The following is a 23,726-nucleotide window of genomic DNA, read 5'->3' as shown; positions in this document are numbered from 1 at the left end:
TAGCTATTATTTTTTGATGCTAGAATATTTACGTTATTTGAATGTAAATCATTTCTACTCAATGAAAATAAATAAATCCATACAACTTTTTACAACCGTATTTATATACCTATTTCCGTTGCTTTCTTTTTCTCAAGAAAGTGATTTTTCTATTTCCGATTCTCTCAAAAATACAACATATAAAGCGCTTATAGCAAAGTTTACGGATGCTACGAATACGAAAGAAAAAACGATCTATTACGCCAAGAAAATAGATTCCTATTTTGAAGCAAATAAACTACCAAGCAAAGAAGTGAGAAGCGCTTATGAACTATTAATTGAAAACAGCAAAGAACAAAAAAATATAGACATGCAATTACTTTTTACCAAAAAACTATTGTATGTAGATAGCGTACTCCAACATGAGTATAAAACTAAAAATACAGCACTGAGTGAAAAATATGATGTACCTAAACTTATTAAAGAAAAGGAAGAAATTGTTTATAAACTTAATAAACAAAATCTAAATTCTTTTCTTAAGTTAGGAATTATGGGGATGCTATTGTTTTTACTAGGAGTGTTGGTTTGGTATAATTACAGAAGGAAACAAGTATACAAAAAACGATTTGAGAAACTAATTAATGAAACGAAACAACTGGAAAGTGAAAACGTGAAACAAGAAAATAAAGCTATCAACATAGATGAAAAAATTCAAACAAAAATTCTGGACGCATTAAAAAACTTTGAAGAAAACGAAGACTTTATAGCGCGCAAAATAACTTTAGCTTCGCTTGCAAAAGATTTTGAAACAAATCCTAAATACTTATCACGTATCGTAAATGAATATAAAAATAAGAGCTTCTCAACGTATATAAGTGATCTGAGAATTCATCATACAATAGTAAGATTAAAAACAGATGAAACCTTTAGAAAATATACCATAAATGCCATTGCTTCTGATGTCGGATTCAGTAATTCCAAATCGTTTTCAAATGCTTTCTACAAACAAGCGGGAATCTATCCTTCGTATTTCATAAAGAAAATAAACGAATCAAAAAACGAATTTGAATAACGTACAGCACAGGTTAAAAATTTCCAAAAAAAACACACATATAAAGAATCAAAATAAAACTGTCACATTGTGTGGTTTTTTGTAAAAAACTTGATGTTTTCAAAACTATAATTTCATATAAATGGACACCTATTTTAAAGGATTATTTATTAACTTACGGTTAACCAAATTTTTAATACATAAAACCATGAAAAAACTTTACTTACTTTTTTTACTAACAACCACGGTCTGTTTTTCTCAAGAAATTCATAACATACCTCAATTATATCAATATCATTATTACGGAGCTATTACTCGTACTACGATTTCTGATAGTAATATTCTTTCAAGAGTTAACACAATTATTGCTAATCTTGACGGAAATGACCCAGCAACTGATGGATTTCATTTGAATAATTTAGGTGTAAACAGTGTATATTTTTCAAAAAGAGTTTTAGCACACATCCAACTGTATTACTATTACATGGATCAAGGAAATTCAGGAAGTGCAAATATTGAAAAGACTAGCCTAGATTACTATTTTAAATTGTTATTAGACGAGCAATGTATTAGCTACAATACAAACAGCGCGTTAGAATGTACTGATCATGGTGGTTTTCCAGCCAACTATGGAAATGATGAATTGTCACCGGATTGGACCGCAAACCCATTACCTACAGCATTAGCATTAAAAACCTTTGTTGAGGTACGAAACTTTTATGATGGTTTAGGGCAGCAGGTACCTTTTATTTCTTGTGATGAATTTGAAGATAGAGTATACCAAGCAAAGCATGCACTATATACTTACCAGCAAATTAACTATCAATATATTAATATGATGGGTTTTATACAAATTGCAGCAACGAGTATGCATGAATTGTATGATGATGCTTGGAGTATGGATTTTTTGATAGAAAAATTAACGGAGTTGTATAATAAAACAGGACCATTACGACCTTTTGAAGGCGGCGATCCAGACTGGCAACGAATGTGGGAAGAAGGACAGCAAGCAGACGGATCATGGAAAGATTATGGAGCTATATATGTTATTGGTAATAATTATATCGATAATAGTGGTAACCAGGCTTCTCTAAATGAATGTCAAAAATGGCATGACTCCGAATTAGACTATCATTCCGTTATTACAGAAGGACTTGCTTATTCATATCATACATTAGAAGCTGGAGCACTAAAAGATAGTACCAGAGCACATTTGCTAAGGTCTATCAATCATATAATTGATTACAATGGAGAAACTGAGTACCTTGAACATCCTTTTAATGAACTTGTAATAGAAGATGCAGACACTGATTTAAATGATGACTATGCACAAACGAGACTTCACCGTACAGGACGTGTCACAAAATATCATAGAGAATTAAGTTCTACTGAATGTGTTGCTGATCCTGATGGCGATGGAGATATAGATTATCAATATGACAAAAAACTTTTTGGAATTGGATTGATAAGAAGTTTAATTTTTGCTAAAAACTACCTAGATAACTTAACTATTGAAGATGCTAAAAAATTAGATGCAATAATTTCTGTACTAACCGAGCACCTAGTAAATGATGGTGGTGCAGATAGTTCTCTTCCAGCCGATCAATTATATGATCTCACACTATTTTTAAACAGGAATAATTTAAATAGTATTCAAAAAAATATATCCAAAGATAAGGCGATTGCCGCTTTTAAAGTCGATAGCTCAAATACAGCAACAATAGTTTCTCATAAAGAAAATGCAGCAATTACGTTGGATTTTAATGAAGATTTTTACTCGCACAACCAAGAAGCTGTTGATATGCTTTCGGGCGATTTTAATGGAAATGGAAGTGATGAACTTATCATAGCATTTGATGGAGGAAATACATATAGATACAGAGAAAATAGCTTAGGACTCATGGATAATCCAATAATAGTATACTCAACAGATGGAGGAACTATAAAATCAGAAAAATTAGCCGCAGGCGATTTTGACGGTGACGGTGTTGATGAATTAATTGTCTCTTTTAGCGACAGGAAAATAAAAAAGTACAGTGAAAACAGTGCTGGTACTCTTACAGAAGATGTAATAACGCCATCAGGTAGTACATCATATATAAACCCTATTACACATCTTGCAGTAGGTGATTTTAATGGTGATAGTATTGATGAACTTATACTAGTACGCACATCTACTTTCTACAGTTCTGTAGAGAGATATTATGAAGATGAAAATGGATACATGGTACAAGACGATATAATATATACAAACACTACTGGTGTGTATCCAATTGGCATCCAAGTAGGAAATTTTAATGAAGATAGTAATGACGAATTAATTATTGCACTGAGCGATGGTAATATGAACAGATACAAAGAAAATGATACGGGCAATTTAGTAACTGATGCCAACGAAAACTTCTATCAAAATAGTAGCATCTTACCAATTCATTTAGAAGCAGGAGATTTTAACTTAGACGGAAAAGACGAATTAGTTGTAGCATTTAACAATAAACATATTTCTATATATGAAGAAGATGAAACTACAGCGTACATGACTTTAGAACAAAACTTTTACAATGGAAATCAATTATGTAGAGGATTAAGTGCTGGAGATTTTGATGGTGATGGTGTTGATGAATTATTAGTAGGATTTAATACTAGAGTATACCGCTGTATTAAAAATAGCGTAGGCGTAATGCAACTTCGATCTAATTTTAGCCATAATAGTGGAGGTATTGATGATGATGTAAATCTTATAACGACGTTACGAAGAAATAGAATTCACTGTCCAGGCGGAACAAGCTCAAGAGCTGTAAATACTACGCTAAATACTTTCATTGAAACGCCTCAGTTTAATGCAATGCTTGTAACTGCTAAAGACAACTTGCAATTATCAACAACAAACCAAAAAACTGAAAACTCTAGCTTAGAAGTATATGACATAACGGGACGATTACTATTGAAGGAGAAATTTGAACAAACCATTCAAATTGATAGATCAAAACTCACAAATGGATTGTACATCTTCATCGTTAGAAATGGATTAGATAAAAAAATCATAAAAATGATCAATTAAATAGTGCTAGAAATTCTAATATAAAAAGTACCAAAACAGCAACTTACTTCTAATGGAAATAAGTTGCTTTTTTATATAATGAAATTAGGACTAATCGTAGAAATTTGATCATTTGAAAAACGATATAAATGTGCCAGATCAATAGCAATGCTTGCTTTGTTACTAGCAAACGTAGTTTCAAAAAAGGAGAATAATAAATGTTAATTGTGAAATAAAAAAACAAAAGAAAACCGAAAAATAATTAATTACCTCATTTTAAGTTCATTAACTTTTTAGGGTTGAAACTGGAATTATCAGAAAAATAATTGTGTTTATTTAAATGAAAATCACAAGATGCAGTTTGTAGAATGTTTATTTAATTACTATTGAATCAAATTAATACTAACCGTAGAAATTTGATCACTTGGGAAACGATACGAATGTGTCGGATCAATCGTAATTCCAGCTTTAGCAATTGCATCTAAAAACACATCCAATTCCACAATATACTGATCGGAAAAACCATGTGTAACATCATATGCCGTACAAGGTGTTTTGCCTAAATTTAATGAAACTACATTTGGCGAAACCGTATGCAACTCAATAAACAATAGTCCGTGATGTTGAATATATGGCTTCCATTTCTGAAAATGCTCTATCAAGCTTTGGGCAACATCACTATTGTGCAACAATGTTCCACGATGTGCAAATGCACCTGTAGATAACAAACTATCTGTATAACTTCCAATTGGCGTGTTAAACGGACGATTGTGATCTAAAAACGAACGTACATTAAGCAGCTCTTCCAACTTTACATTGTATAACTCTTGTAACTTTCTGTCAATCTCTGCAGGATTTCCAATATCGCCCCAAACAACTTCTGCCCAAACATTGGCTTTCTCTAAATTTCGTTTGGTACTCAACAACGCTTCCTTATTATAATCAGCGCCTACAAGAATTAACTTATTAGCACCCAAATCATCTCTACGTTGGGTCTGATTCCAAATTAAATCAAAAATATGTTCCAATAATGCGCCATTTCCACAACCAACATCAATAATTCCTTTTGGTTGTTTGGCAAGTGGTTTGTTAAAAATGTCAACCAAAACAGCATCAAATTTATTAAAATATGTTGCATGACTTCCGCCACTTCCCCAAACATTAATACCTCTAAAAACATGTTGCTCATTTCCTAAATGATCTTGCTGAAAGAAAGGTAAAAAATCACCTGTCAAATAGGTTTCCATATGTCGCATAATTGGTGTGTACGAAACGGTGACACCATACGCATAGCTTTTAGTAAACAGAAAATTACCTTTTTGTGTCAACGAATTTCCATCATGCAATTCAAGCAAACTAAACAATTTCAAAATGGAAGCATCTGCTAAAAAAGTAGTAATATCCAAGCTTTCTAAATCGGCATTATATCCTAAATATACCAGCAAAGGCGCCAACAAAACACCTTCTAAATGTGTAGCAATCTCTACTTGAAAATACGCGTCAGTACTCAGTACACTCCGAGCGTTTGTTAAATAAGAAGCCAACTCATACAGTTTATGAGGATTTGCTAACGGAAACTGAAATGGCTGTTGAAACAATTCGTAATAATAGGTGAATAATTGATCAAACTTTACGTAATGTGTACTATGCCGTTGAAATGCTGTAAACTTTGAAGTAACTTCAATACGAACTTCCTCTTGTGTAACTTCATACGTTAAAATGCCTTGTGAAGCCAAACTACGCAAAGCAACATTTAAATAACCTGCATGAAATTGTGGAAACTTTTCAAGAATAGTAGCAACGGAAGTTGTTTTATGTGTAGCCAAAAAATCAAAAATGGCGTGGCGTTCTAAAGTGGCAATAATTGCCGTAATAGCAATTCCATCTTGATGTTTAAACAATAACGATCGTAATATTCTTTTTTCTTCTCTAGTTAAGCTCATATCTTTTAAAGATACATATTTTTAGTATGTAGAAAAAAAGAAAAAGTGAGCTTTAACTCACTTTTAATACATTTTTCTTCTGTTTATATAAATCTTATATATTAAAAAATTGGACAATCTTGAAACTTACTATCACATACTGGAATATAAGAAGTTGGTTCAGGTTGTGGTTCTGGTTCTGGACAATACGTCAACAAAGAAAGTACCGTATTAATACATTTCATAGATGATATCGTAATACTTTGTTCTCCACCTCTAACATGGTTTAATTGATTCAAGTCAGAAATGACTCTTTTTTTGAGATTCAAATTTGAAATTGTTTTCTTTTTCATACTGTTTGATTTTTAATGATTAGTATTTTCATAATTACATTTATATAGACGCTTAAAACACTTAAAAAGTTCCTGTTCGCTAAAAAAATAAGGCTGTCTAAAAAAGGATTACTTTTTGGACAGCCTCGTTAATTTTTCAATGAAGTTATTTAAATAATTGGACACTGTTCCCATCTTCCGCTACAAATAGCTGGATCAGAAGCAGGAGTTGGGTCTGGCTTAGATGAAGATGGAGTAGGACATACTTGACAAGTTGTCGGTCCATCTGAGGCCGCTTGTACACCACCTTTAATATCCATTTCTAAAATTAATTTAGAAATCGTCTTTTTATTTAATGATAAGTTATTCAGTGCTTTCTTTTTCATGAGAGTTAAATTTTAATGATTATTATTTTCATTACTAAAACTACTCAAAGGAAACACAGGTTGCTTTTAAAAACTTCTGAATCAATTGTTTAAGCTTCTAAGGCGTTCGTAGGTATAATATTACCACATCGGGCACGGATTATATTTACTATGACAACGAGGAAACCAAGAAGCTGGTACTTCCGGCGGACACGACTTTACTGTTAATGGAGTTGCAACAGTATCTGCTCCACCTTTCAATTCAGAAATTACTTTTTTGTTTAATGATAAACTTTTTAATGTTTGTTTTTTCATAATGATTAAATTTTAATGATTACTATTTTCATTACTAAAACTACTCAAAGGAAATACAGATTACTTTCAAAAATTTCTGAATCAATTGTTTAAGCTTCTAAAACGATCGTTATAAGTATATATAACAAATACGTATCATATTACCATAGTGGGCAAATCACATACTTGCTATGACAACGAGGTACAAAACTAGCTGGTATCGGATCAGGATTTTGTGGTTTAATAGGTGTAGTTGTATTAGTCGCACCACCTTTTAACTGTGTTAATACGTCTAAGTTTGAAACTGTTTTCTTGTTCAATGACAAAGTGTTTAATGTTTGTTTTTTCATGATTTTCTATTTTTTGTTTGGTGCAAAGATGTACCAATAGAAAAAATATTTTTACAGTATAAACACTATTTTAAAGAAGGAAATACATGGAGATTAAATCCCCTTTGGAATGGCGTCAATTAAGGTTTTTGTGTAGTTTGATGTTGGATGTGCATAAATAGCGTCAGCTTCACCCAACTCTTCAATCTGTCCTGCATTCATCACTAATAACTGATCAGAAATATACTTTACAACCGCCAAATCGTGCGAAATAAAAATATAGGTAAATCCAAAATTATCTTTCAATTCATTCAGCAAATTTAACACTTGTGCCTGAACCGAAATATCCAACGCTGAAACCGATTCGTCACAAATAATCAACTTTGGTTGCAAGGCAATTGTACGTGCAATTCCAATACGTTGGCGTTGTCCACCAGAAAACTCATGCGGATACCTACTGTAATACGAAGCGTCAAGTCCAACACGTTCCAATAACGCCAACACTTTTTCTTTTCGTTCGGCGTCATTTGCATACAAACCATGTACTTTCATTGGTTCTAAAATGGCGTTTCCAATAGGAATTCGCGGATTTAACGACGCAAAAGGATCTTGAAAAATAATCTGAATCTCTTTTCGTAAACTTCTAATTGCAGATTTTGACAACTTGGTAATATCTTGTCCTTTATATAAAATTTGTCCTTCGGTGGCTTTGTGCAATTGCAAAATAGTATTTCCTAAAGTAGATTTTCCACAACCCGATTCGCCAACCAAACCAAGTGTTTCGCCTTCATACAATGAAAAACTAACGTCGTTTACAGCTTTCACTTCCGTAGATTTGCCAAAAAGACCTGCATTGCTAAAAAATGACTTTGATACATTTTTCACCTCTAATAATGGCGCTTTCGCGTAGATAGACTTGTGGTGTTTGGCGCGTTCTGTAACACTTACCACCGTATCCGAAACCGTGCCTGCCAAGACATCTTGAATGGTAGGAAGCCTTTTTAACCGAACTGCCAACGATGGTTTTGACTTCAATAATGCTTTGGTATATTCGTGTGTTGGGTTTGAAAATAAAGTGCGTGTTTTTCCACGCTCAACAATAGCACCTTTATACATGACAATAATTTCATCGGCAATTTCACTTACCAATGACAAATCATGCGAAATAAAAACAATGCCCATTTGGGTTTCTTGTTGCAGTTCCTTCAACAACAAAATAATCTCTTTCTGAACCGTAACATCTAATGCAGTAGTAGGCTCGTCAGCAATCAAAATTTTTGGTTTGCACGCAATAGCCATTGCAATCATAACACGTTGCTTTTGTCCGCCACTCAATTGATGCGGATACGAACTATACATGTCAGCAACTCTGGGCAACTTTACCTTCTCAAATAAAGACAAAACAGCTGCTTTCACTACTTTCTTAGTAGATTGTTTGTGTTGTAGTAACACTTCTTCAACTTGTTTGCCACAGGTCATAGAAGGATTTAACGAACTCATCGGTTCTTGAAAAATCATTGAAATTTCATTTCCGCGTATGCGTTGAAACTCTTTATTATCTAAAGAAATTAAATTCTGATTATCATACAATATTTCTCCTGTAATCGTTGTATGTTTTTTAGGTAACAAACCTAAAATAGCCAACGAAGAAACCGATTTTCCACTACCAGATTCACCAACAATTCCTAAAATTTCATTCGCGGAAAGCGTATAAGAAATTCCATGAATCACTTCATTTCCTTTAAAAGAAATACTTAAATTTTTAATAGCTAACAAGCTGCTCATAATTCAAAAATACACAAACGAATTGAACTACGCTGTTGTATAATAGTGTCTTTTTGAAAATTCACTTTCGTATACTTCATAAAATTTGCGTGAAGCTGAAAAAATGTACACAATGTTACCTGTTTTGAGGAGTTTTTAGTAAAAAAAAGAAAAACCATAGATACTCTATCAATTTAGTAGAAAATAGCTCAAAATCAAGTCTTTAACTTTATATTGGTAATTTGTGATATATAGAAATTTCATAAAAAAACGTGTAATTCATCGAAAAAATAGATAATTTCATAGAATATTAACTAAAATTTAACACTTTTGCTGAGAATTAGTAAAAATAAAAAATGGCGAGTATACACCCTTGATGCATTTTAGCTACGAAATTTTAAAACCTTATTCGTACAAACTTTACATCTTGACTCTTCCTTTATGTTTGCTAAGTGTTTTAAATTAACCAATAACCTATTACCAATGAAAAACAAGTACTTCTCAATAGGGCTACTAGCTCTAGGAATGTTCTTTGCTCAAACTTCATTTGCACAAACAGTTGCGGAAAAGCAGCAAATTGTAAGTCAGTATGATGTGCAAAAGTTAGGAACATTACAAAACAAATTCACAACTACACAAGTGCAAGAAAAGCAAAAAGCGATTCGAATGGCGCAACAAAATGGTTGGGACATTAGAAAAACATTGCCAGATGGAACTTTAATTGAACTACAAAAAGTAACGGCTGATGGAAGACCTATATACTACACTACATTTAATGTAGATGCGGCACGTTCTACTAGAACAGATCATTTAAATAATGGTGGTTCTCTCGGATTAAATTTGATGGGACAAAACATGACGGCGTATGTTTGGGATGGTGGAGTTGCCAGAGCAACACACCAAGAATATGATGGAGCAGGAGGAAACAATCGTTTCTCTACAGGAGATTCAGGTGCCTTAAACTATCACTCAGCACACGTTACTGGAACCATTATGGCTTCTGGAGTTGTAGCCAATGCAAAAGGAATGGCACCACATGCAAGCGCTATTGGGTACGACTGGAATAGTGATAAAGCAGAAGCAACTACAGCGGCTTCTAATGGAATGCTAGTTTCAAACCATTCTTATGGATTTGCTACTAGAAACCAATTTGGTCAAGTACAATTGCCACAAAACTATTTTGGTGGATACATTGACGAATCACGTGATTGGGATGAAATATTATTCAACGCACCAAACTACCTAATGGTTGTTGCTGCTGGAAATGATGGAAACGACAACACTGCAAACACTAATCCTACTGGTGGATCAGGATTTGATAAATTAACAGGACATTCTACTGCTAAAAACAACTTAGTAGTTGCCAATGCACAAGATGCAAATATTGACAGTAGTGGAAACTTAGTTTCTGTATCAATCAATAGCTCTAGTAGTGAAGGTCCAACAGATGATTTCCGTATTAAACCAGATATTACAGGAAACGGTACAGACGTATATTCTACATATCAAAATAGTGATACAGCATACAATTCTATTACAGGAACTTCAATGGCTTCGCCAAATGTAGCAGGTTCTGTATTATTATTACAACAACATTACAACAATACCAACGGTTCTTTTGCAAGAGCAGCGACAATAAAAGGGATAGTTTTACATACTGCAGATGATGCTGGAGCTTCAGGACCTGATGCTGTTTTTGGTTGGGGATTAATGAACTCAAAACGTGCCGCTGAGGTAATTACTGAAAATGGTAGTGAGTCTAAAGTTGAACAATTAACATTAACTTCTGGGCAAACATACAGTATTACAGTTGATTCTGATGGAACTAGTCCATTATTAGCATCTATTTCGTGGACAGATCGTGCAGGAACAGCAAATTCAACGGTAAACTCTACAACACCAGTATTAGTAAACGATTTAGATATAAGAGTTACAAAGGGTGGAACAAGTTATTTACCATATGAGTTAACAGGAGCAACTACAAATGCACAACGCGACAACGATGTTGATCCTTACGAAAGAGTAGATGTTTCTGGAGCTTCAGGAACATACACAATTACAGTAACACACAAAGGTTCATTAGTTGGCGGAAGTCAAAACTTCTCGCTAATTGTAACTGGATTAACAGGAACACCAGTAGTTTGTACGGCAACAACTCCAACGGGAGTTTCAACTGCAGCAATTACAACTTCTGGAGCAGATGTTAGCTGGAGTGCAGTAACTGCAGCAACATATGATGTTCGTTACAGAGCAACAGGAAGTTCTTCTTGGACAACAAATGCAGTTACTTCTACATCTACAACATTAAGCGGATTAGCAGCATCTACACAATACGAAGTACAAGTTCGTAGTAAATGTACTAGTGGAAACTCATCATACAGTGCTTCTGTAAACTTTACAACAGCGGCAGTACCATCATTTTGTTCAGCTACAATAACATCGTTCCCGTATAGTGAAGGATTTGAAGTAAATGATGGTTGGACACAACTCACAGGAGACGACGGTAACTGGGTACGAACAAGTGGAAGTACACCATCTTCTGGAACTGGACCAACTTCGGCTGGAGAAGGATCTAACTATTTATTCCTTGAAGCTTCTACAAATGGAAGTACAGGACAAATTGGAAATAACGGAACTGCAATCTTAGAAAGTAATTGTTTTGATCTTGCAGGAAAATCTACAGCTACATTTACTTTTAAAAACCATATGTATGGTACTGATGTAGGATCAATAACTGTTCAAGGTTCCACTGACGGAACTTCTTGGGCAAACTTATGGACAGATTCAGGAAACAAAGGAAATCAATGGAATGATACTTCAGTAAATCTAAGTGCATACTTAGGACAAAAAGTAAAACTAAGAATTGTTGGAGTTACAGGCGGCGGATGGTCTAGTGACATTGCCGTTGACGATTTATCTGTAACAGCAGTAGGTGCATCAGCAGATACAACAGCACCAGTAATTACATTAACTGGCGCGGCTACAATTACTTTAACAGTTGGAGATTCTTTCACAGATCCAGGCGCAACAGCAACGGATAATATTGACGGAAACTTAACGTCAAGTATTGTAGTAACAGGTACTGTAAATACTTCTGTAGAAGGAACGTATACACTAAACTATAATGTAAGTGATGCAGCTGGAAATGCAGCAACTCAAGTGTCAAGAACAGTAAATGTAAATGCCGCGAGTACAGGAAGCTGTACAGGTCAAGTAACATCATTCCCATATAGTGAAGGATTTGAAAATACCTTAGGCGGATGGACGCAGTCTACAGCAGATGATATTGATTGGACAGTTGACGCTTCTGGAACGCCTTCTGGTAGTACAGGACCATCTAGTGCTTCTGAAGGAACATATTATGTATATGTTGAAGCATCAGGAAACGGAACAGGATATCCTACAAAACAAGCAATTTTGAATTCTCCATGTTTTGATTTAAGTGGAGAAACACAAGCTACATTTGACTTTAGCTATCATATGTATGGAGCAACTGACATGGGAAGTATTTCATTAGAAGCAAGTGATGATGATGGAGCTACATGGACTTCTTTATGGAGCGAAACAGGAAATCAAGGAAACTCTTGGTTGTCTGCTAGTGTAAATTTATCTGCATATGTTGGTGGAAATGTACAGTTAAGATTTAACAGAATTACAGGATCTACATGGCAAGCAGATATTGCAATAGATGATGTAAGTCTTACAACAGGTGGCGGAAGTGGACCATCATGCTCTAATGTTTCATTATCAATTACTTTTGATGATTATCCAGAAGAAACAAGCTGGCAAATTACAAATAGTGGAGGAACAGTAGTCGCTTCTGGAGGAACGTATGCTTCTCAAGCTGACGGATCAACATTAAATATTGATGTTGGATGCTTAGATGATGGATGTTATGATTTCACTATTACAGATGCATATGGTGATGGAATTTGCTGTTCTTTTGGTAATGGTTCATTTACATTAACAAACAATGATAGTGGAGCAACATTAGCTTCAGGAGGATCATTTACTACATCAGATACTACAAATTTCTGCTTAACAGCTGCTGCAACAACTGCAACAAATAATTATGTAACTACAACGGACGATACTGCTACAGCTTCGTTTGATGTGAAAATTTATCCAAATCCTGTAAAAGGATCAACGTTACATGTAACAACTACGCAGGATAACGCAAGTTATACTATTACCAATATGATGGGACAACAAGTAGCTAAAGGAAAAGTTGCTTCTGGAACTATTAATGTTGAAAGATTACAAACAGGTGTATATATGATTCAAATTGAAGCTGGATTGAAATCAGTAACAAAAAGATTTATAAAACAATAATAACCTACCCAATAACTAGTAAATAGAGTGCTTAAAAGCCCAAACCATTATAGGTTTGGGCTTTTTGTATTTAAGTAAAAATGTCATTCCCATGTAAATGGAAATCCACTCTGAAGTACTAATTGTGGATTTCTACCTTTACTTTACTGAACACTGTAATCATACAACAATAATACATTTACTGCGTATTCATAAATAGTGAATCATAAGTTTTTAAAGTATTTTTTAAAAGACTATAAAAACGCATCCGCAGTTCCATCAATTGATCTGCAAATCCAAAACCTGAATGCATAGTCGTTTTGTACATATCATATTCTTCTATTGGGCTAATGTAGAGAAAAAAGTTTGCCCCTTTTGATTCTGTAATTTTTCACAGAATAGCGTTGCAATAGTTAAAAGCTTCGCTATAAAAACCTTCAAGGGTTTTCTATTAAATTAGTATTCACTAAATTGAAGGCTTTTAAAATGCCCAACAATGTCAACAACTCTTAATGAAAATTAAAATTACCAACTCTTATAAAATGAAATTACCCATTAATATTCTATACATTTTTATTTTGTTATTATCTGTACAATCATTTGCAGGTCAGCAAGAGAATTTTAATATTCCAAAAGAAAAGGAACCTTTAGAGGTTTCTGTTAAACTACGGATTAATAAAATTTACAATATCAATTCGGTACATGAAACGTATCAAATTGATGGTTATTTTGTGTACTCGTGGAAAAATGAACACGCCATATCTTACCTTAAAGATTCCACAGCTAATACAGTGGTTTTTGAAAATGATAAGGCACGAAAACTCATGAATAGCGAACTATGGGTTCCTGCATTTGAACTTATAAATGTTCAAGGCAGTCGAGAAAGATCTAATATTAGCATTGAAATCTATTCAGATGGCACTATTGAATATGAAGAACGTTTCTTTGCCACATGTAGCACAAATATGGACTTCACTAAGTTTCCTTTTGATTCACAAAGTTACAAAGTAATCATTGAGTCGTTTTCTTATGGGAATGAAAAAATTGTTTTAAAAAATCCTAAGTTATTCCTAGAAGAAGATGAGAACGACTATCTTGGAGAGGATTGGAAATTTATAAATAGTGATGCTCATGTTGTAACAAAGGAATATAAATATATGGATGAGAAAGTGAATTCTAAAAAGAATTTATACTCCAGAGTCATTTTTGAAGTCAAAGCAAAAAGATTGTCCGGATATTACAAGTGGCAAGTATTATTTCCATTGCTGATAATCATCTTAGCATCATTCTCTATTTTTTGGATAAAAGAGTTTGGATCGCAAATTGGTGTCGGATTTACGTTAATGTTGACAGTTGTAGCATTTAATTTCTATTCCGCATCCATACTTCCAAGACTTCCGTACAATACCTTTATCGAATACGTAATTATTGTAGGGTATGTTTTTATATTTTTAGGAATATTGGCCGTAATTATAAATCATCGAATTAACGGTATAGAAGATGAAGGAGATAAACTTCCATTATTAAAATACTTTAGATATGGGTTTCCAATTGCATATACTATAATAATGATTGTGCTTTATATTTCATTAATAATGTAGTAGTGCAAGCTATATTAAAAAAATAATAAAGCCCTTTTTTGAAAACTTTATTACTTTTTTAATCTTATAACCATTCAAGAAGTCTAAAAATCCAAGAGTGAGGCAACCCAAAATCTAATACCCAATTCTACACATGTAACACTTCATCATCCATCAATAAATCTTCATTTCGAAGTCTGAGTAAAATCTGTGCGACAGCAATGACATCTTTTTCACAATACACAATAATACGATCAATGTTATTTTCTTCATAAAACACATTTCGCACTTGGCTTCCATCAATATCATCTTTCGGAGATGGAATGCCCAATACTTTTGTCATCAATTTTAAAGAAGTATAATGTTTATAATCGCCAAATTTCCACAATTCAAGTGTATCCAAATGTGCAATTTCCCAAGGTTTTTTTCCGAAAAGATTCAACTTAAAAGGCAATGTCATTCCGTTAATAATCATTCTTCTGGCGATATAAGGAAAATCAAATTCTTTTCCGTTATGTGCACATAACAAATGATGAGGTCTGCTAAAATGTGTTTCTAAAAGTGTTCGAAACTCTTGCAATAAGTGCGTTTCTTCTCCATAAAAAGAAGTTGTTCTAAAATTTCGGACATCACCTTTATCGGCAAAATAACCTACAGAAATACAAATAATTTTACCAAATTCTGCCCAAATTCCTGCTCTGTCGTAGAATTCTTCAGCTGTAAATTCGTCTTTACGTTGGTACGTAGTTTTTTGTTCCCAAAGTGCTTTTTCATCAGCATCTAATTGATCATAAGATGGATGCTCTGGAACGGTTTCAATATCTAAAAACAAGATGTGTTCTAGATTAATTTTATGTAACATAGTCTTTACTTTAGTACGTTAAAAAGGGTAAAATAGTTGTATATAAAGTTAAGACGAAGCTCTATTTTTAAGCTTTTCTTTGTAGAATTGCTTTTCAGCAATATATAAGATTTTGATGACTTCTGCAAAAACGATTTTTTCCGTATTCACCAAATACGTTGTTTTTTCAATTGTAATTTCCTGTTCGTTTTGCACACGTTTTTTAATGGCTTCAATTTCGCTATCTGTAAATTTAAACTCACAAACTAACGCTTGTTTTGCAGGACGTTTGTAATTTATCGTAGCTGATTTGTCCCAAATGACATAGTCTTCACCTAAAATTTGCATGAGTTGAATCATGTAAATTGGATCGGTTGCGGCAAACATACTTCCGCCAAAAATAGCACCGACATAATTTTTGTTTTTATAGCTTAATGGAATTTTAATCTTCACTTCTTTTAAATCGTCTGTAATATGAGTAACGCGTGCTGTTGTGCGACGATACATTGGTGATAAATTGAATCCATGTTTGAAAATTGCTGAAGTTGACATGAATTTTTTAAGAATGTTGGTAGCGGTTTTGTACATAATATTTAATAATCTGATTTTGATGTAATGTGTATCAAAGCTCTAAGTTAATTAATACTTAAATGAACTAAAAAAGAATTCTTTTTCAACCATTAATTTTCATTTTCTTTGTTAGCCCAAAGAAAACTGAATCAAGTGCAGTACAGGCTTCACAAAAGAAAGAGCACTTTTTTGGCAGGTATTTTTAGTTTTCTCGCCGGAAAACTAAAACCGAAAAACCGTTGTTCTAGTAAATTTACATTAAAATAACGATTGTTGCTTTACAGGATTTTCATGAGCTAATAACCATTTTTTACGCCACAATCCGCCAGCATAGCCTGTTAACGAGCCATCACTTCCAATAACTCTATGGCAAGGTGTTACAATCCATAGTGGGTTTTTGCCATTTGCCGCCGCTACAGCACGAATGGCTTTTACATCACCCAAACGTTTGGAAAGTTCTAAATAGGAACATGTTTTTCCGTAAGGAATTTCGTTTAGGGCTTTCCATACTTTTTGTTGAAAAACGGTTCCTTTTGGTGCAAATGGTAATTGAAATTCGGTTCGCGTTCCTTCAAAATATTCGTGTAATTGCTTTACACAATCTTGAAGCGATTCTGGTATAAATTCCGTCAGAAAAATATCAGAAACATCATCTAAAACAGAAATTTCTGTAATACCATTTTCTTCCGAAACAAGTCGTGTAATTCCTAAAGGTGTTTTTATGTATGCCGTATGTGTATTCATCGAAACTAAACGTATGATTCATCGATAAAACTACTATAAATGCAGATGAAATGCGTTTTTTTTATAGATTTGTTATGCCCAAAATGTTACTATAAACTTAACTAGTATCTATTCCTATTTGCTAGAAAAACTAAGTTTATCACATATCAGCATTAAGATAGTTGTTAGTAGTTGGTAATTAAAAAAGCCAATGACAAATTACCCAGTAGATTTATTCTTCTGGGTTATTTTTTTCAATCAATCCAAGCTTTTTCGCACGTTTTTCCCAGCTCTTTCTAGCTAGTTGTTGTAAGTCTGCCACATTATCACTTTCGTCCATAATTTCCAAACCTAATAAGGTTTCAATTACATCTTCCTGACTTACCAAACCGCTTACCGAACCGTATTCGTCCACCACTAAAGCAATGTGTTCACGGTGTTCAATAAGTTTTTCAAACAATTCTGGAATTGGTAAATTACGATCAGTCACCAACAATTCTCGCTTGATAGATTCCAACGGTTCTTCACCTTTACCATGAATAATGGCTTCCATCAATTTATCTTTCAAAAAATATCCAATAATATCATCTTCTTTTTCTCCATGAATTGGAATTCTTGAAAACTTCAAATTAGGGTTTTCATCAAAAAATTCTTGAATCGTTTTAGTTGAAGCATCAATCTTTAATACAGATCGCGGCGTCATTACATCTTTTACTAAAATATCTTTAAACCCTAATAAATTACGAATCACTTTACTTTCCGACTCTTGAAATACGCCTTTATCTGTTGCAATTTCTGCCATTGCACCAAAATCTTCCCGACTCAGCACGCTTTCACCATGTCCTTTACTTCCAATAATCTTGGTAAATAATTGTAAAACCCACAGAATTCCTGTGTATTTTAAAATTGTGACCATAATTCCAAGTGTTTTTGTGGTAAAATTTGCCAATTGTCTCCAATACTTAGCACCAATGGTTTTTGGAATAATTTCAGAAGCTACTAAAATTAAAATGGTCATAATAACAGAAATAATAAATACACCATAACTATCGCCATCTCCATATAGTTTTTTTGCTTCTGTTCCTACTAAAATAGCGCCAACAGTATGTGCTATAGTATTTAAAGTAAGAATAGCAATTAGAGGCTTGTCAACATCTTGTTTTAATGCTTTTAAAGCATTTGCAAAGGGTTTTCCTTCTTTCTTTTTAATATTTACAAACGTTGGCGTAACGCTTAATAAAACTGCTTCCAAGATGGAACATAGGAACGAAAAGAAAATAGAGATAACTCCGTAAAATATTAATAGTGTCATGGTTGTTTAAAAATTGTGTATAGCGAATTTAGAGAATATTTTAATCAATAGTTCAGATATTGACGCGAATCGACAAAGTTTCTGTTTTCGTGGTTTATTTATTCGATGTATTGTTTGCGCTTTTGTTACAAAAATAGTGCTGATATTTTATAAAACATAACCCAATCCTTTATAAAAGGTAAGTATATGTAGTTGTTTTGATGAGTTTTGGAGTTTAAGTTTGTTTCATAATTAAATCAAAACTTTATTAAAATGAAAAAAAAGAATGTAAGTTTAGACAAGTTGAATATTAAAAAATCAACAATAGCAGAAGCAAGTGGAGGAAGACCGCCTTACAAACCAGCTGAGCCAGTAGGTCCAGAACCAGTAAGATGTCTTTCAAGACCACAAGTTTCATGTATTTTAGACTGGTGGCCATAGGATTATAAAAAATAGAAGCTGTTTTGAAACGTAAAACTTCAAAACAGCTTTTACTTTAAAAAGTATTCAATTTTATACTCTACCAACCACGATACTTCGGTGGTTTTACATCATTTAAATTTAAATATACAATAAGTTGTCCTCTATGATGTGTGACGTGATCTTGTAATAAATTCAAGATTTGCAACTTTGTTTTTGGACCTGCAAAAAATTCTACAATTTCTTTCAATTCTTCTGGAGTTGCTGTTTTAATAATGGTAGTTGTATTATCAAATGCTTCTTTTAGTGCCTTGATCACTTCTGCTTTTGTAGTATACGTTTGTTTTTTAGTATCTTTTTTATCCTTTGCAAAGTACGTTGTGCTCAACCAATCCATATTTCCTTTAATATGTAACAATTGCTCTTTAAACGTTTTCTGGCGCTCTGTAGGTTTAAAGTCATATGCATCTTCTGGCATTGCTGCCGCCATTTCAACCAAATAATTTTTAGAATTCTCCCATTTTTCCAAAAAAGCAGTAATTGGCGTGTCTTGTGCTTTCGCGAATGCACTCACGAAAATGATAATAAGAAAGATGTATTTTTTCATAAAAAGTTAGTTAGTGTAGTGTAATATAGTTTGAATATCTTCATCAGACAAATTTGAAAATAAAGTACATTTATAACCTCTTTCGTCAGTATATTTTATTGTGCTTGAAAAATCATTTCGTATAAATTTAATAATATCTTCTGTTGTAAAACGCTCGTTTATATTTCGTAAATACGGACCTGTAGATTACTTGTCTAGTTTATGACAAGCGGCACAATTTGCATAAAATAACTGTTTTCCAACTTTTGCTTCTTCACTCAATGGCGGAGAAACTGTACCACAGAAAAGTACAGGAACATCCATATTACACTCTGTATATTCAGTTTGATTGGTCAAAGAAAAATAGAGCAAACCTGTTCCAGCCAAAATAATAAAAGCAAATATGGAACAGACAATTTTCATAGGTTACGACAATAATTTAATAACATCTTTCGCAAAATAACTCGCAATTATAGCTGCACCAGCACGTTTAAATGCCATAATCGATTCTAGCATCACTTGATCATGATTCAGCCAACCTTTTTCAGCCGCTGCTTTAATCATTGCATATTCGCCACTCACTTGATACACCGCAACAGGAACATCAAATTCGTTCTTAACATCACGAACAATATCTAAATACGCCATACCAGGTTTTACCATCACAATATCTGCGCCTTCGTCAATGTCCATTTCGGTTTCGCGCATGGCTTCATGACGATTTGCAGGATCCATTTGATAGGTTTTTTTATCACCAAATCCAGGAGCAGAGTCGAGTGCATCACGGAACGGTCCGTAAAATGCAGACGCGTATTTTGCACTGTAACTCATAATGCCAACATCGACAAAACCTTCATCTTCCAACGCTTCTCGGATGCTTAAAATACGTCCGTCCATCATATCACTTGGTGCAACAATATTAGCACCAGCTTCCGCATGGGAAACGCTCATTGCTGCCAACACTTCTACGGTAGCATCATTGACAATTTTTCCTTCTTCTACAATGCCATCATGACCAAAAGAAGAATATGGATCAAGCGCAACATCTGTCATAACAATCATATCCGGACAGGTATTTTTAACGGTTTTAATCGCACGTTGCATCAAACCATCAGGGCTTAACGCTTCTGTACCTTTATTATCCTTTAAATTATCAGGCACTTTTACAAAAAGCAATACTGAGCGTAATCCTAAACTCCAAAGTAGTTTTACTTCATCAACCAACGTATCTAAACTGTGTCGGTAATAATTTGGCATGGATGCAATTTCTTCTTTCACACCGTTGCCTTCAACCACAAAAAGTGGCACTAAAAAATCATTTGGAGTAATTATATTTTCTCTTACCAAACCACGAATAGCGGCATTGGTACGTAAACGTCTATTTCTTCGAAGTGGAAACATATATTGTTATTTATAAAAAAATCAAGATGTCTAAAATATCTTTTCTATTTTAGACATCACAAAGATAATGAACTCATCTTGACTTTTTATTTTTAACCGAAAATGAGTTGAAATTTGTTCAGATAAAGATATTTTTAAAAGGCATAGCATCGCTACGCACAAGAAAATACCTGAAGTATGAGCGAATTTCAGCCATTTTTTAGGAAGCAGAAAATTCAAGATGAGTTCAAAAAATAATACACCGAATATACCAAAAGTCATATCAAGTACGCCATTTGAATCGTTACAATTTCAGTTTTCTTGGCGAAATTATCAAGAGAAGTTTCTGAAGCATTTCAATTTGCATTTGAATGACAATCATTTGCATGTGGTGGCACCGCCAGGTTCTGGAAAAACGATTTTAGGTATTGAAATGCTCCGTAGAGTGCAAAAGAAAACGATTGTGTTTGCACCAACGTTAACGATTCGGAATCAATGGAAAGATCGATTGCTTTCTTTTTTTACGAAAGATAGTACGTTTACAGACTATTCTTTTGACATTAAACAACCCGAAATGTTAACGTTTGTGACGTATCAGGCATTGCATACGTTTTACAAATCATTTGATACAAAAGAAGCATTTTTAGCATATTTTGAATCGTACGGAATTGAAGCCATTGTGTTAGATGAAGCGCATCATTTAAAAAATGAATGGTGGAAATGTTTGTTTGCGTTGAAAGATGATCGCAAGTTAACAACGATTGCCTTAACGGCAACACCGCCGATTGATAGTACAGATCAAGAATTATCACGGTATTTTGAATTATGCGGTCCGATTGATGAAGAAATTGCTGTACCCGATTTGGTGAAAGAAGGCGATTTGTGTCCGCATCAAGATTTTATACATTTCTCTATACCTAATGAAGCGCAAATTAAAGCCATTGTTGATTACAGAGAAAAAGTAGCTTCATTTGTTAGTGATTTACAACAGCATGAAACGTTTATTTCGACCTTAACAACGCATCGTTTTTTGAATGTTACGGATGAAATTCTAGAAGAAATCTACAAAGAACCAAGTTACTTTTCGAGCATTTTAATCTTTCTAAAATCAATTGGTCTAGAAATCAATCCATTTCTGTTAGAAGTTTTAGGTTTTGAAGAAAACAAAAAAGTCAGTTTGCCAATTTTAGATTATGATTGGATCGAAATTTTATTGCAAAACCTTGTATTTTCTGATCGTGAGCAATTGTTTATACATGAAGAGTTTCTGCAAAAACTAGAAAATCGCTTGCGCAGAAACGGAATGCTCAATAAAAAGCGTGTACGTATTTTTGGCGATGAAGATTTGTATAAAACACTAGCAAATAGTCCAAGCAAACTCAGAAGTATTGTTGATATCTTATACAACGAACATGAAAATCTACAAACACAATTACGTGCAGTTATTTTAACAGATTATATTCGGAAGGAATTTTTGACGTATCAAGATATTGCAGCTGTAAATTTATTAGGTGTATTGCCCATTTTTCAACATGTGCGTACATCGTTAGTAGATATTTCAAGCTTGGCAGTACTTTCAGGAACGATGGTAATTATTCCAAAAGCATGTTTGGAAATTCTGGCAACAATTAATCCTGAAAAGGAATACAAATATTCATTGTTAGATTGCGATGACAGATTTGTAAATATTAAAATAAGTACAAAAGTAAAATCTGATTTGGTAGCTGATATTACCAAATTATTTGAACTTGGACACATTACCATTTTGGTAGGAACCAAGTCGTTATTGGGCGAAGGTTGGGATTCTCCAGCCATCAATACGCTCATTTTAGCATCTTTTGTTGGGTCGTATGTTTCTTCAAATCAAATGCGTGGACGCGCCATTCGATCACAACAAGGAAATCCTGAAAAAGTAAGCACTATTTGGCATTTAGCTTGTATTGATCCAACTTTAAAAAATGCTGGAAGTGATTTGGCAAAACTAGAACGTCGCTTTCATGCGTTTGTTGGAGTTTCAAATACAAAACCGATTTACATCAGTACAGGAATTGGCAGATTAAAGCTACCATCAACATTTGAAACGGAACACATTGAAAATTTAAACGAGCGTACATTCGCGTTAGCAAAAAATAGAACACAGATTCGAAGTGCTTGGCAAACGGCGATTAAAAAAGGAAATTCGTTAACGACCGAAATACAATATTTTAACGAAAATAGAAGTAGTGGCGTACGTAGAAAAGAAATTTATCATCGCGATTTAGCAACATATATTTCTGCCGAACTTTCTATTGGCGTTGCAATTATATTGATACAATTTTATTTTTATGAAGCTTTTATGAACATGGAAATGGGCGTTTTGTATGGAATATATGGTATACTTTCTGTACTAGGAATTTTCCTAGCATTTAAAATATTTACGAGAATTCGTGTCTATGTACAATCGCGATTTGTACATAAAAATATGATTGTTATTGGTGAAACCGTTTTACAAACCTTGAATGAACTTGGATATTTTACCACCAATCTCGACGAAATTGATATTCGATCAGAACATTTATACGGCGGCGATACAGTTTGTAATATGTATGGTGCTACACGTGTAGAAAGTGCGTTGTTTGTAAAAGCAATGCAAGAAGTGTTGAATCCGATAGAAAATCCACGATATATACTTGAAAAAACAAGCATTTTTGGTTCAAAATCTGATTGGCAAAATTATTTTTCAGTTCCTGCTATTTGTAGTTCCAATAAGAAAGATGCGTTGGTTTTTTTAGACAATTGGAATCGATATATTGGTGATGCAAAATTGCATTTCACACGAACCCTTGTTGGTCGAAAATTATTGATTAAAGCACGTTTGTTTCATGTAACCAATGTGTTGAAAAAGGCAACTAAAAAAGAAGTGATTTGGAAGTAATGGTATTGTTTTTGATTCACATATTTGTTTAAGC

The 23,726-nt window shown here is 33.6% G+C and carries 19 protein-coding genes; 6 read left to right on the top strand and 13 right to left on the bottom strand.

The annotated features are described in order from the left end of the window. The first annotated feature begins 61 nt into the window (after positions 1-61). Positions 62-1,051, top strand: coding sequence for a helix-turn-helix domain-containing protein (locus ACQ654_RS13055; protein ID WP_430410779.1), 990 nt, complete (start codon positions 62-64; stop codon positions 1,049-1,051). Positions 1,052-1,238: 187 nt separating this feature from the next. After that, the gene (locus tag ACQ654_RS13050) at positions 1,239-4,091 is read left to right on the top strand and encodes an FG-GAP-like repeat-containing protein (protein ID WP_430410778.1); all 2,853 of its coding nucleotides are present in this window, start codon (positions 1,239-1,241) and stop codon (positions 4,089-4,091) included. 362 nt (positions 4,092-4,453) lie between these two features. Here the strand turns inward: ACQ654_RS13050 and ACQ654_RS13045 are convergent, their stop codons facing one another. The 6 genes from ACQ654_RS13045 to ACQ654_RS13020 all read right to left on the bottom strand — a co-directional run bounded on the left by ACQ654_RS13045 (position 4,454) and on the right by ACQ654_RS13020 (position 9,097). Beyond that, a complete protein-coding gene (locus ACQ654_RS13045) occupies positions 4,454-6,013 on the bottom strand; it encodes a class I SAM-dependent methyltransferase (RefSeq protein WP_430410777.1) in 1,560 nt (519 codons plus the stop codon). 101 nt (positions 6,014-6,114) lie between these two features. After that, entirely contained in the window at positions 6,115-6,345 is a 231-nt protein-coding gene (locus ACQ654_RS13040; RefSeq protein ID WP_430410776.1) for a hypothetical protein, read from the bottom strand. 149 nt (positions 6,346-6,494) lie between these two features. Further along, positions 6,495-6,710: a hypothetical protein gene (locus ACQ654_RS13035; protein ID WP_430410775.1), complete on the bottom strand. Its 216-nt coding sequence runs from the start codon at positions 6,708-6,710 to the stop codon at positions 6,495-6,497. Between the two features lie 120 nt (positions 6,711-6,830). Further along, positions 6,831-7,004, bottom strand: coding sequence for a hypothetical protein (locus tag ACQ654_RS13030; protein WP_430410774.1), 174 nt, complete (start codon positions 7,002-7,004; stop codon positions 6,831-6,833). A gap of 140 nt (positions 7,005-7,144) precedes the next feature. Then, positions 7,145-7,303 carry a hypothetical protein gene (locus ACQ654_RS13025; RefSeq protein ID WP_430410773.1) on the bottom strand — a complete coding sequence of 53 codons (159 nt, stop codon included), beginning with the start codon at positions 7,301-7,303 and terminating at the stop codon, positions 7,145-7,147. A 123-nt stretch (positions 7,304-7,426) separates the two neighbouring features. Next, entirely contained in the window at positions 7,427-9,097 is a 1,671-nt protein-coding gene (locus tag ACQ654_RS13020) for an ABC transporter ATP-binding protein (protein WP_430410772.1), read from the bottom strand. A gap of 462 nt (positions 9,098-9,559) precedes the next feature. On the opposite strand from ACQ654_RS13020, the gene ACQ654_RS13015 reads away from it, so the two are divergent. Together ACQ654_RS13015 and ACQ654_RS13010 are read left to right on the top strand one after the other, a co-directional pair. Beyond that, on the top strand, positions 9,560-13,408 hold the full coding sequence (locus ACQ654_RS13015) for a S8 family serine peptidase (protein WP_430410771.1): 3,849 nt from the start codon (positions 9,560-9,562) through the stop codon (positions 13,406-13,408). A gap of 521 nt (positions 13,409-13,929) precedes the next feature. Beyond that, a complete protein-coding gene (locus tag ACQ654_RS13010; RefSeq protein ID WP_430410770.1) occupies positions 13,930-14,988 on the top strand; it encodes a hypothetical protein in 1,059 nt (352 codons plus the stop codon). Between the two features lie 127 nt (positions 14,989-15,115). Here ACQ654_RS13010 and ACQ654_RS13005 read toward each other — a convergent pair whose 3' ends face one another. The 4 genes from ACQ654_RS13005 to ACQ654_RS12990 all read right to left on the bottom strand — a co-directional run bounded on the left by ACQ654_RS13005 (position 15,116) and on the right by ACQ654_RS12990 (position 18,413). Beyond that, positions 15,116-15,829 (bottom strand): 3'-5' exonuclease, encoded by a 714-nt coding sequence (locus ACQ654_RS13005; protein WP_430410769.1) that lies wholly within the window; start codon positions 15,827-15,829, stop codon positions 15,116-15,118. 48 nt (positions 15,830-15,877) lie between these two features. Next, positions 15,878-16,360 carry a PaaI family thioesterase gene (locus tag ACQ654_RS13000; RefSeq protein ID WP_430410768.1) on the bottom strand — a complete coding sequence of 161 codons (483 nt, stop codon included), beginning with the start codon at positions 16,358-16,360 and terminating at the stop codon, positions 15,878-15,880. Between the two features lie 276 nt (positions 16,361-16,636). Next, on the bottom strand, positions 16,637-17,122 hold the full coding sequence (locus ACQ654_RS12995; protein WP_430410767.1) for a methylated-DNA--[protein]-cysteine S-methyltransferase: 486 nt from the start codon (positions 17,120-17,122) through the stop codon (positions 16,637-16,639). A gap of 211 nt (positions 17,123-17,333) precedes the next feature. Then, a complete protein-coding gene (locus ACQ654_RS12990) occupies positions 17,334-18,413 on the bottom strand; it encodes a CNNM domain-containing protein (protein WP_430410766.1) in 1,080 nt (359 codons plus the stop codon). 252 nt (positions 18,414-18,665) lie between these two features. Here ACQ654_RS12990 and ACQ654_RS12985 point away from each other — a divergent pair, with 252 nt between their 5' ends. After that, a complete protein-coding gene (locus tag ACQ654_RS12985) occupies positions 18,666-18,833 on the top strand; it encodes a hypothetical protein (RefSeq protein WP_430410765.1) in 168 nt (55 codons plus the stop codon). Positions 18,834-18,912: 79 nt separating this feature from the next. On the opposite strand, the gene ACQ654_RS12980 is transcribed toward ACQ654_RS12985, so the two are convergent. From ACQ654_RS12980 to hemB, 3 genes are all read right to left on the bottom strand, one after another. Then, positions 18,913-19,419 (bottom strand): DinB family protein, encoded by a 507-nt coding sequence (locus ACQ654_RS12980; protein WP_430410764.1) that lies wholly within the window; start codon positions 19,417-19,419, stop codon positions 18,913-18,915. 186 nt (positions 19,420-19,605) lie between these two features. Next, a complete protein-coding gene (locus ACQ654_RS12975; protein ID WP_430410763.1) occupies positions 19,606-19,821 on the bottom strand; it encodes a hypothetical protein in 216 nt (71 codons plus the stop codon). Positions 19,822-19,824: 3 nt separating this feature from the next. After that, positions 19,825-20,799, bottom strand: coding sequence for a porphobilinogen synthase (hemB, locus tag ACQ654_RS12970; protein ID WP_430410762.1), 975 nt, complete (start codon positions 20,797-20,799; stop codon positions 19,825-19,827). Positions 20,800-21,019: 220 nt separating this feature from the next. On the opposite strand from hemB, the gene ACQ654_RS12965 reads away from it, so the two are divergent. Then, complete coding sequence (locus ACQ654_RS12965; protein ID WP_430410761.1) at positions 21,020-23,692, top strand: DEAD/DEAH box helicase family protein; 2,673 nt, start codon at positions 21,020-21,022, stop codon at positions 23,690-23,692. The last annotated feature ends 34 nt before the right edge of the window (positions 23,693-23,726 follow it).

The sequence above is a fragment of the Kordia sp. genome, assembly GCF_965283645.1.
GTDB lineage: Bacteria > Bacteroidota > Bacteroidia > Flavobacteriales > Flavobacteriaceae > Kordia.
The sequence above is the reverse complement of the archived record's forward strand: the minus strand, read 5'-3'. Positions and strand labels throughout refer to the sequence as shown.

What these genes read in the sequence shown, in the direction of transcription:
- ACQ654_RS12990 (WP_430410766.1), bottom strand. Translation starts at nt 18,413, where the DNA reads ATGACACTATTAATATTTTACGGAGTTATCTCTATTTTCTTTTCGTTC.
- ACQ654_RS13010 (WP_430410770.1), top strand. Translation starts at nt 13,930, where the DNA reads ATGAAATTACCCATTAATATTCTATACATTTTTATTTTGTTATTATCT.
- ACQ654_RS13050 (WP_430410778.1), top strand. Translation starts at nt 1,239, where the DNA reads ATGAAAAAACTTTACTTACTTTTTTTACTAACAACCACGGTCTGTTTT.
- ACQ654_RS12980 (WP_430410764.1), bottom strand. Translation starts at nt 19,419, where the DNA reads ATGAAAAAATACATCTTTCTTATTATCATTTTCGTGAGTGCATTCGCG.
- ACQ654_RS13055 (WP_430410779.1), top strand. Translation starts at nt 62, where the DNA reads ATGAAAATAAATAAATCCATACAACTTTTTACAACCGTATTTATATAC.
- ACQ654_RS13030 (WP_430410774.1), bottom strand. Translation starts at nt 7,004, where the DNA reads ATGAAAAAACAAACATTAAAAAGTTTATCATTAAACAAAAAAGTAATT.
- ACQ654_RS13045 (WP_430410777.1), bottom strand. Translation starts at nt 6,013, where the DNA reads ATGAGCTTAACTAGAGAAGAAAAAAGAATATTACGATCGTTATTGTTT.
- ACQ654_RS13040 (WP_430410776.1), bottom strand. Translation starts at nt 6,345, where the DNA reads ATGAAAAAGAAAACAATTTCAAATTTGAATCTCAAAAAAAGAGTCATT.
- hemB (WP_430410762.1), bottom strand. Translation starts at nt 20,799, where the DNA reads ATGTTTCCACTTCGAAGAAATAGACGTTTACGTACCAATGCCGCTATT.
- ACQ654_RS12975 (WP_430410763.1), bottom strand. Translation starts at nt 19,821, where the DNA reads ATGAAAATTGTCTGTTCCATATTTGCTTTTATTATTTTGGCTGGAACA.
- ACQ654_RS13005 (WP_430410769.1), bottom strand. Translation starts at nt 15,829, where the DNA reads ATGTTACATAAAATTAATCTAGAACACATCTTGTTTTTAGATATTGAA.
- ACQ654_RS12965 (WP_430410761.1), top strand. Translation starts at nt 21,020, where the DNA reads ATGAGTTCAAAAAATAATACACCGAATATACCAAAAGTCATATCAAGT.
- ACQ654_RS13035 (WP_430410775.1), bottom strand. Translation starts at nt 6,710, where the DNA reads ATGAAAAAGAAAGCACTGAATAACTTATCATTAAATAAAAAGACGATT.
- ACQ654_RS12995 (WP_430410767.1), bottom strand. Translation starts at nt 17,122, where the DNA reads ATGAATACACATACGGCATACATAAAAACACCTTTAGGAATTACACGA.
- ACQ654_RS12985 (WP_430410765.1), top strand. Translation starts at nt 18,666, where the DNA reads ATGAAAAAAAAGAATGTAAGTTTAGACAAGTTGAATATTAAAAAATCA.
- ACQ654_RS13020 (WP_430410772.1), bottom strand. Translation starts at nt 9,097, where the DNA reads ATGAGCAGCTTGTTAGCTATTAAAAATTTAAGTATTTCTTTTAAAGGA.
- ACQ654_RS13015 (WP_430410771.1), top strand. Translation starts at nt 9,560, where the DNA reads ATGAAAAACAAGTACTTCTCAATAGGGCTACTAGCTCTAGGAATGTTC.
- ACQ654_RS13000 (WP_430410768.1), bottom strand. Translation starts at nt 16,360, where the DNA reads ATGTCAACTTCAGCAATTTTCAAACATGGATTCAATTTATCACCAATG.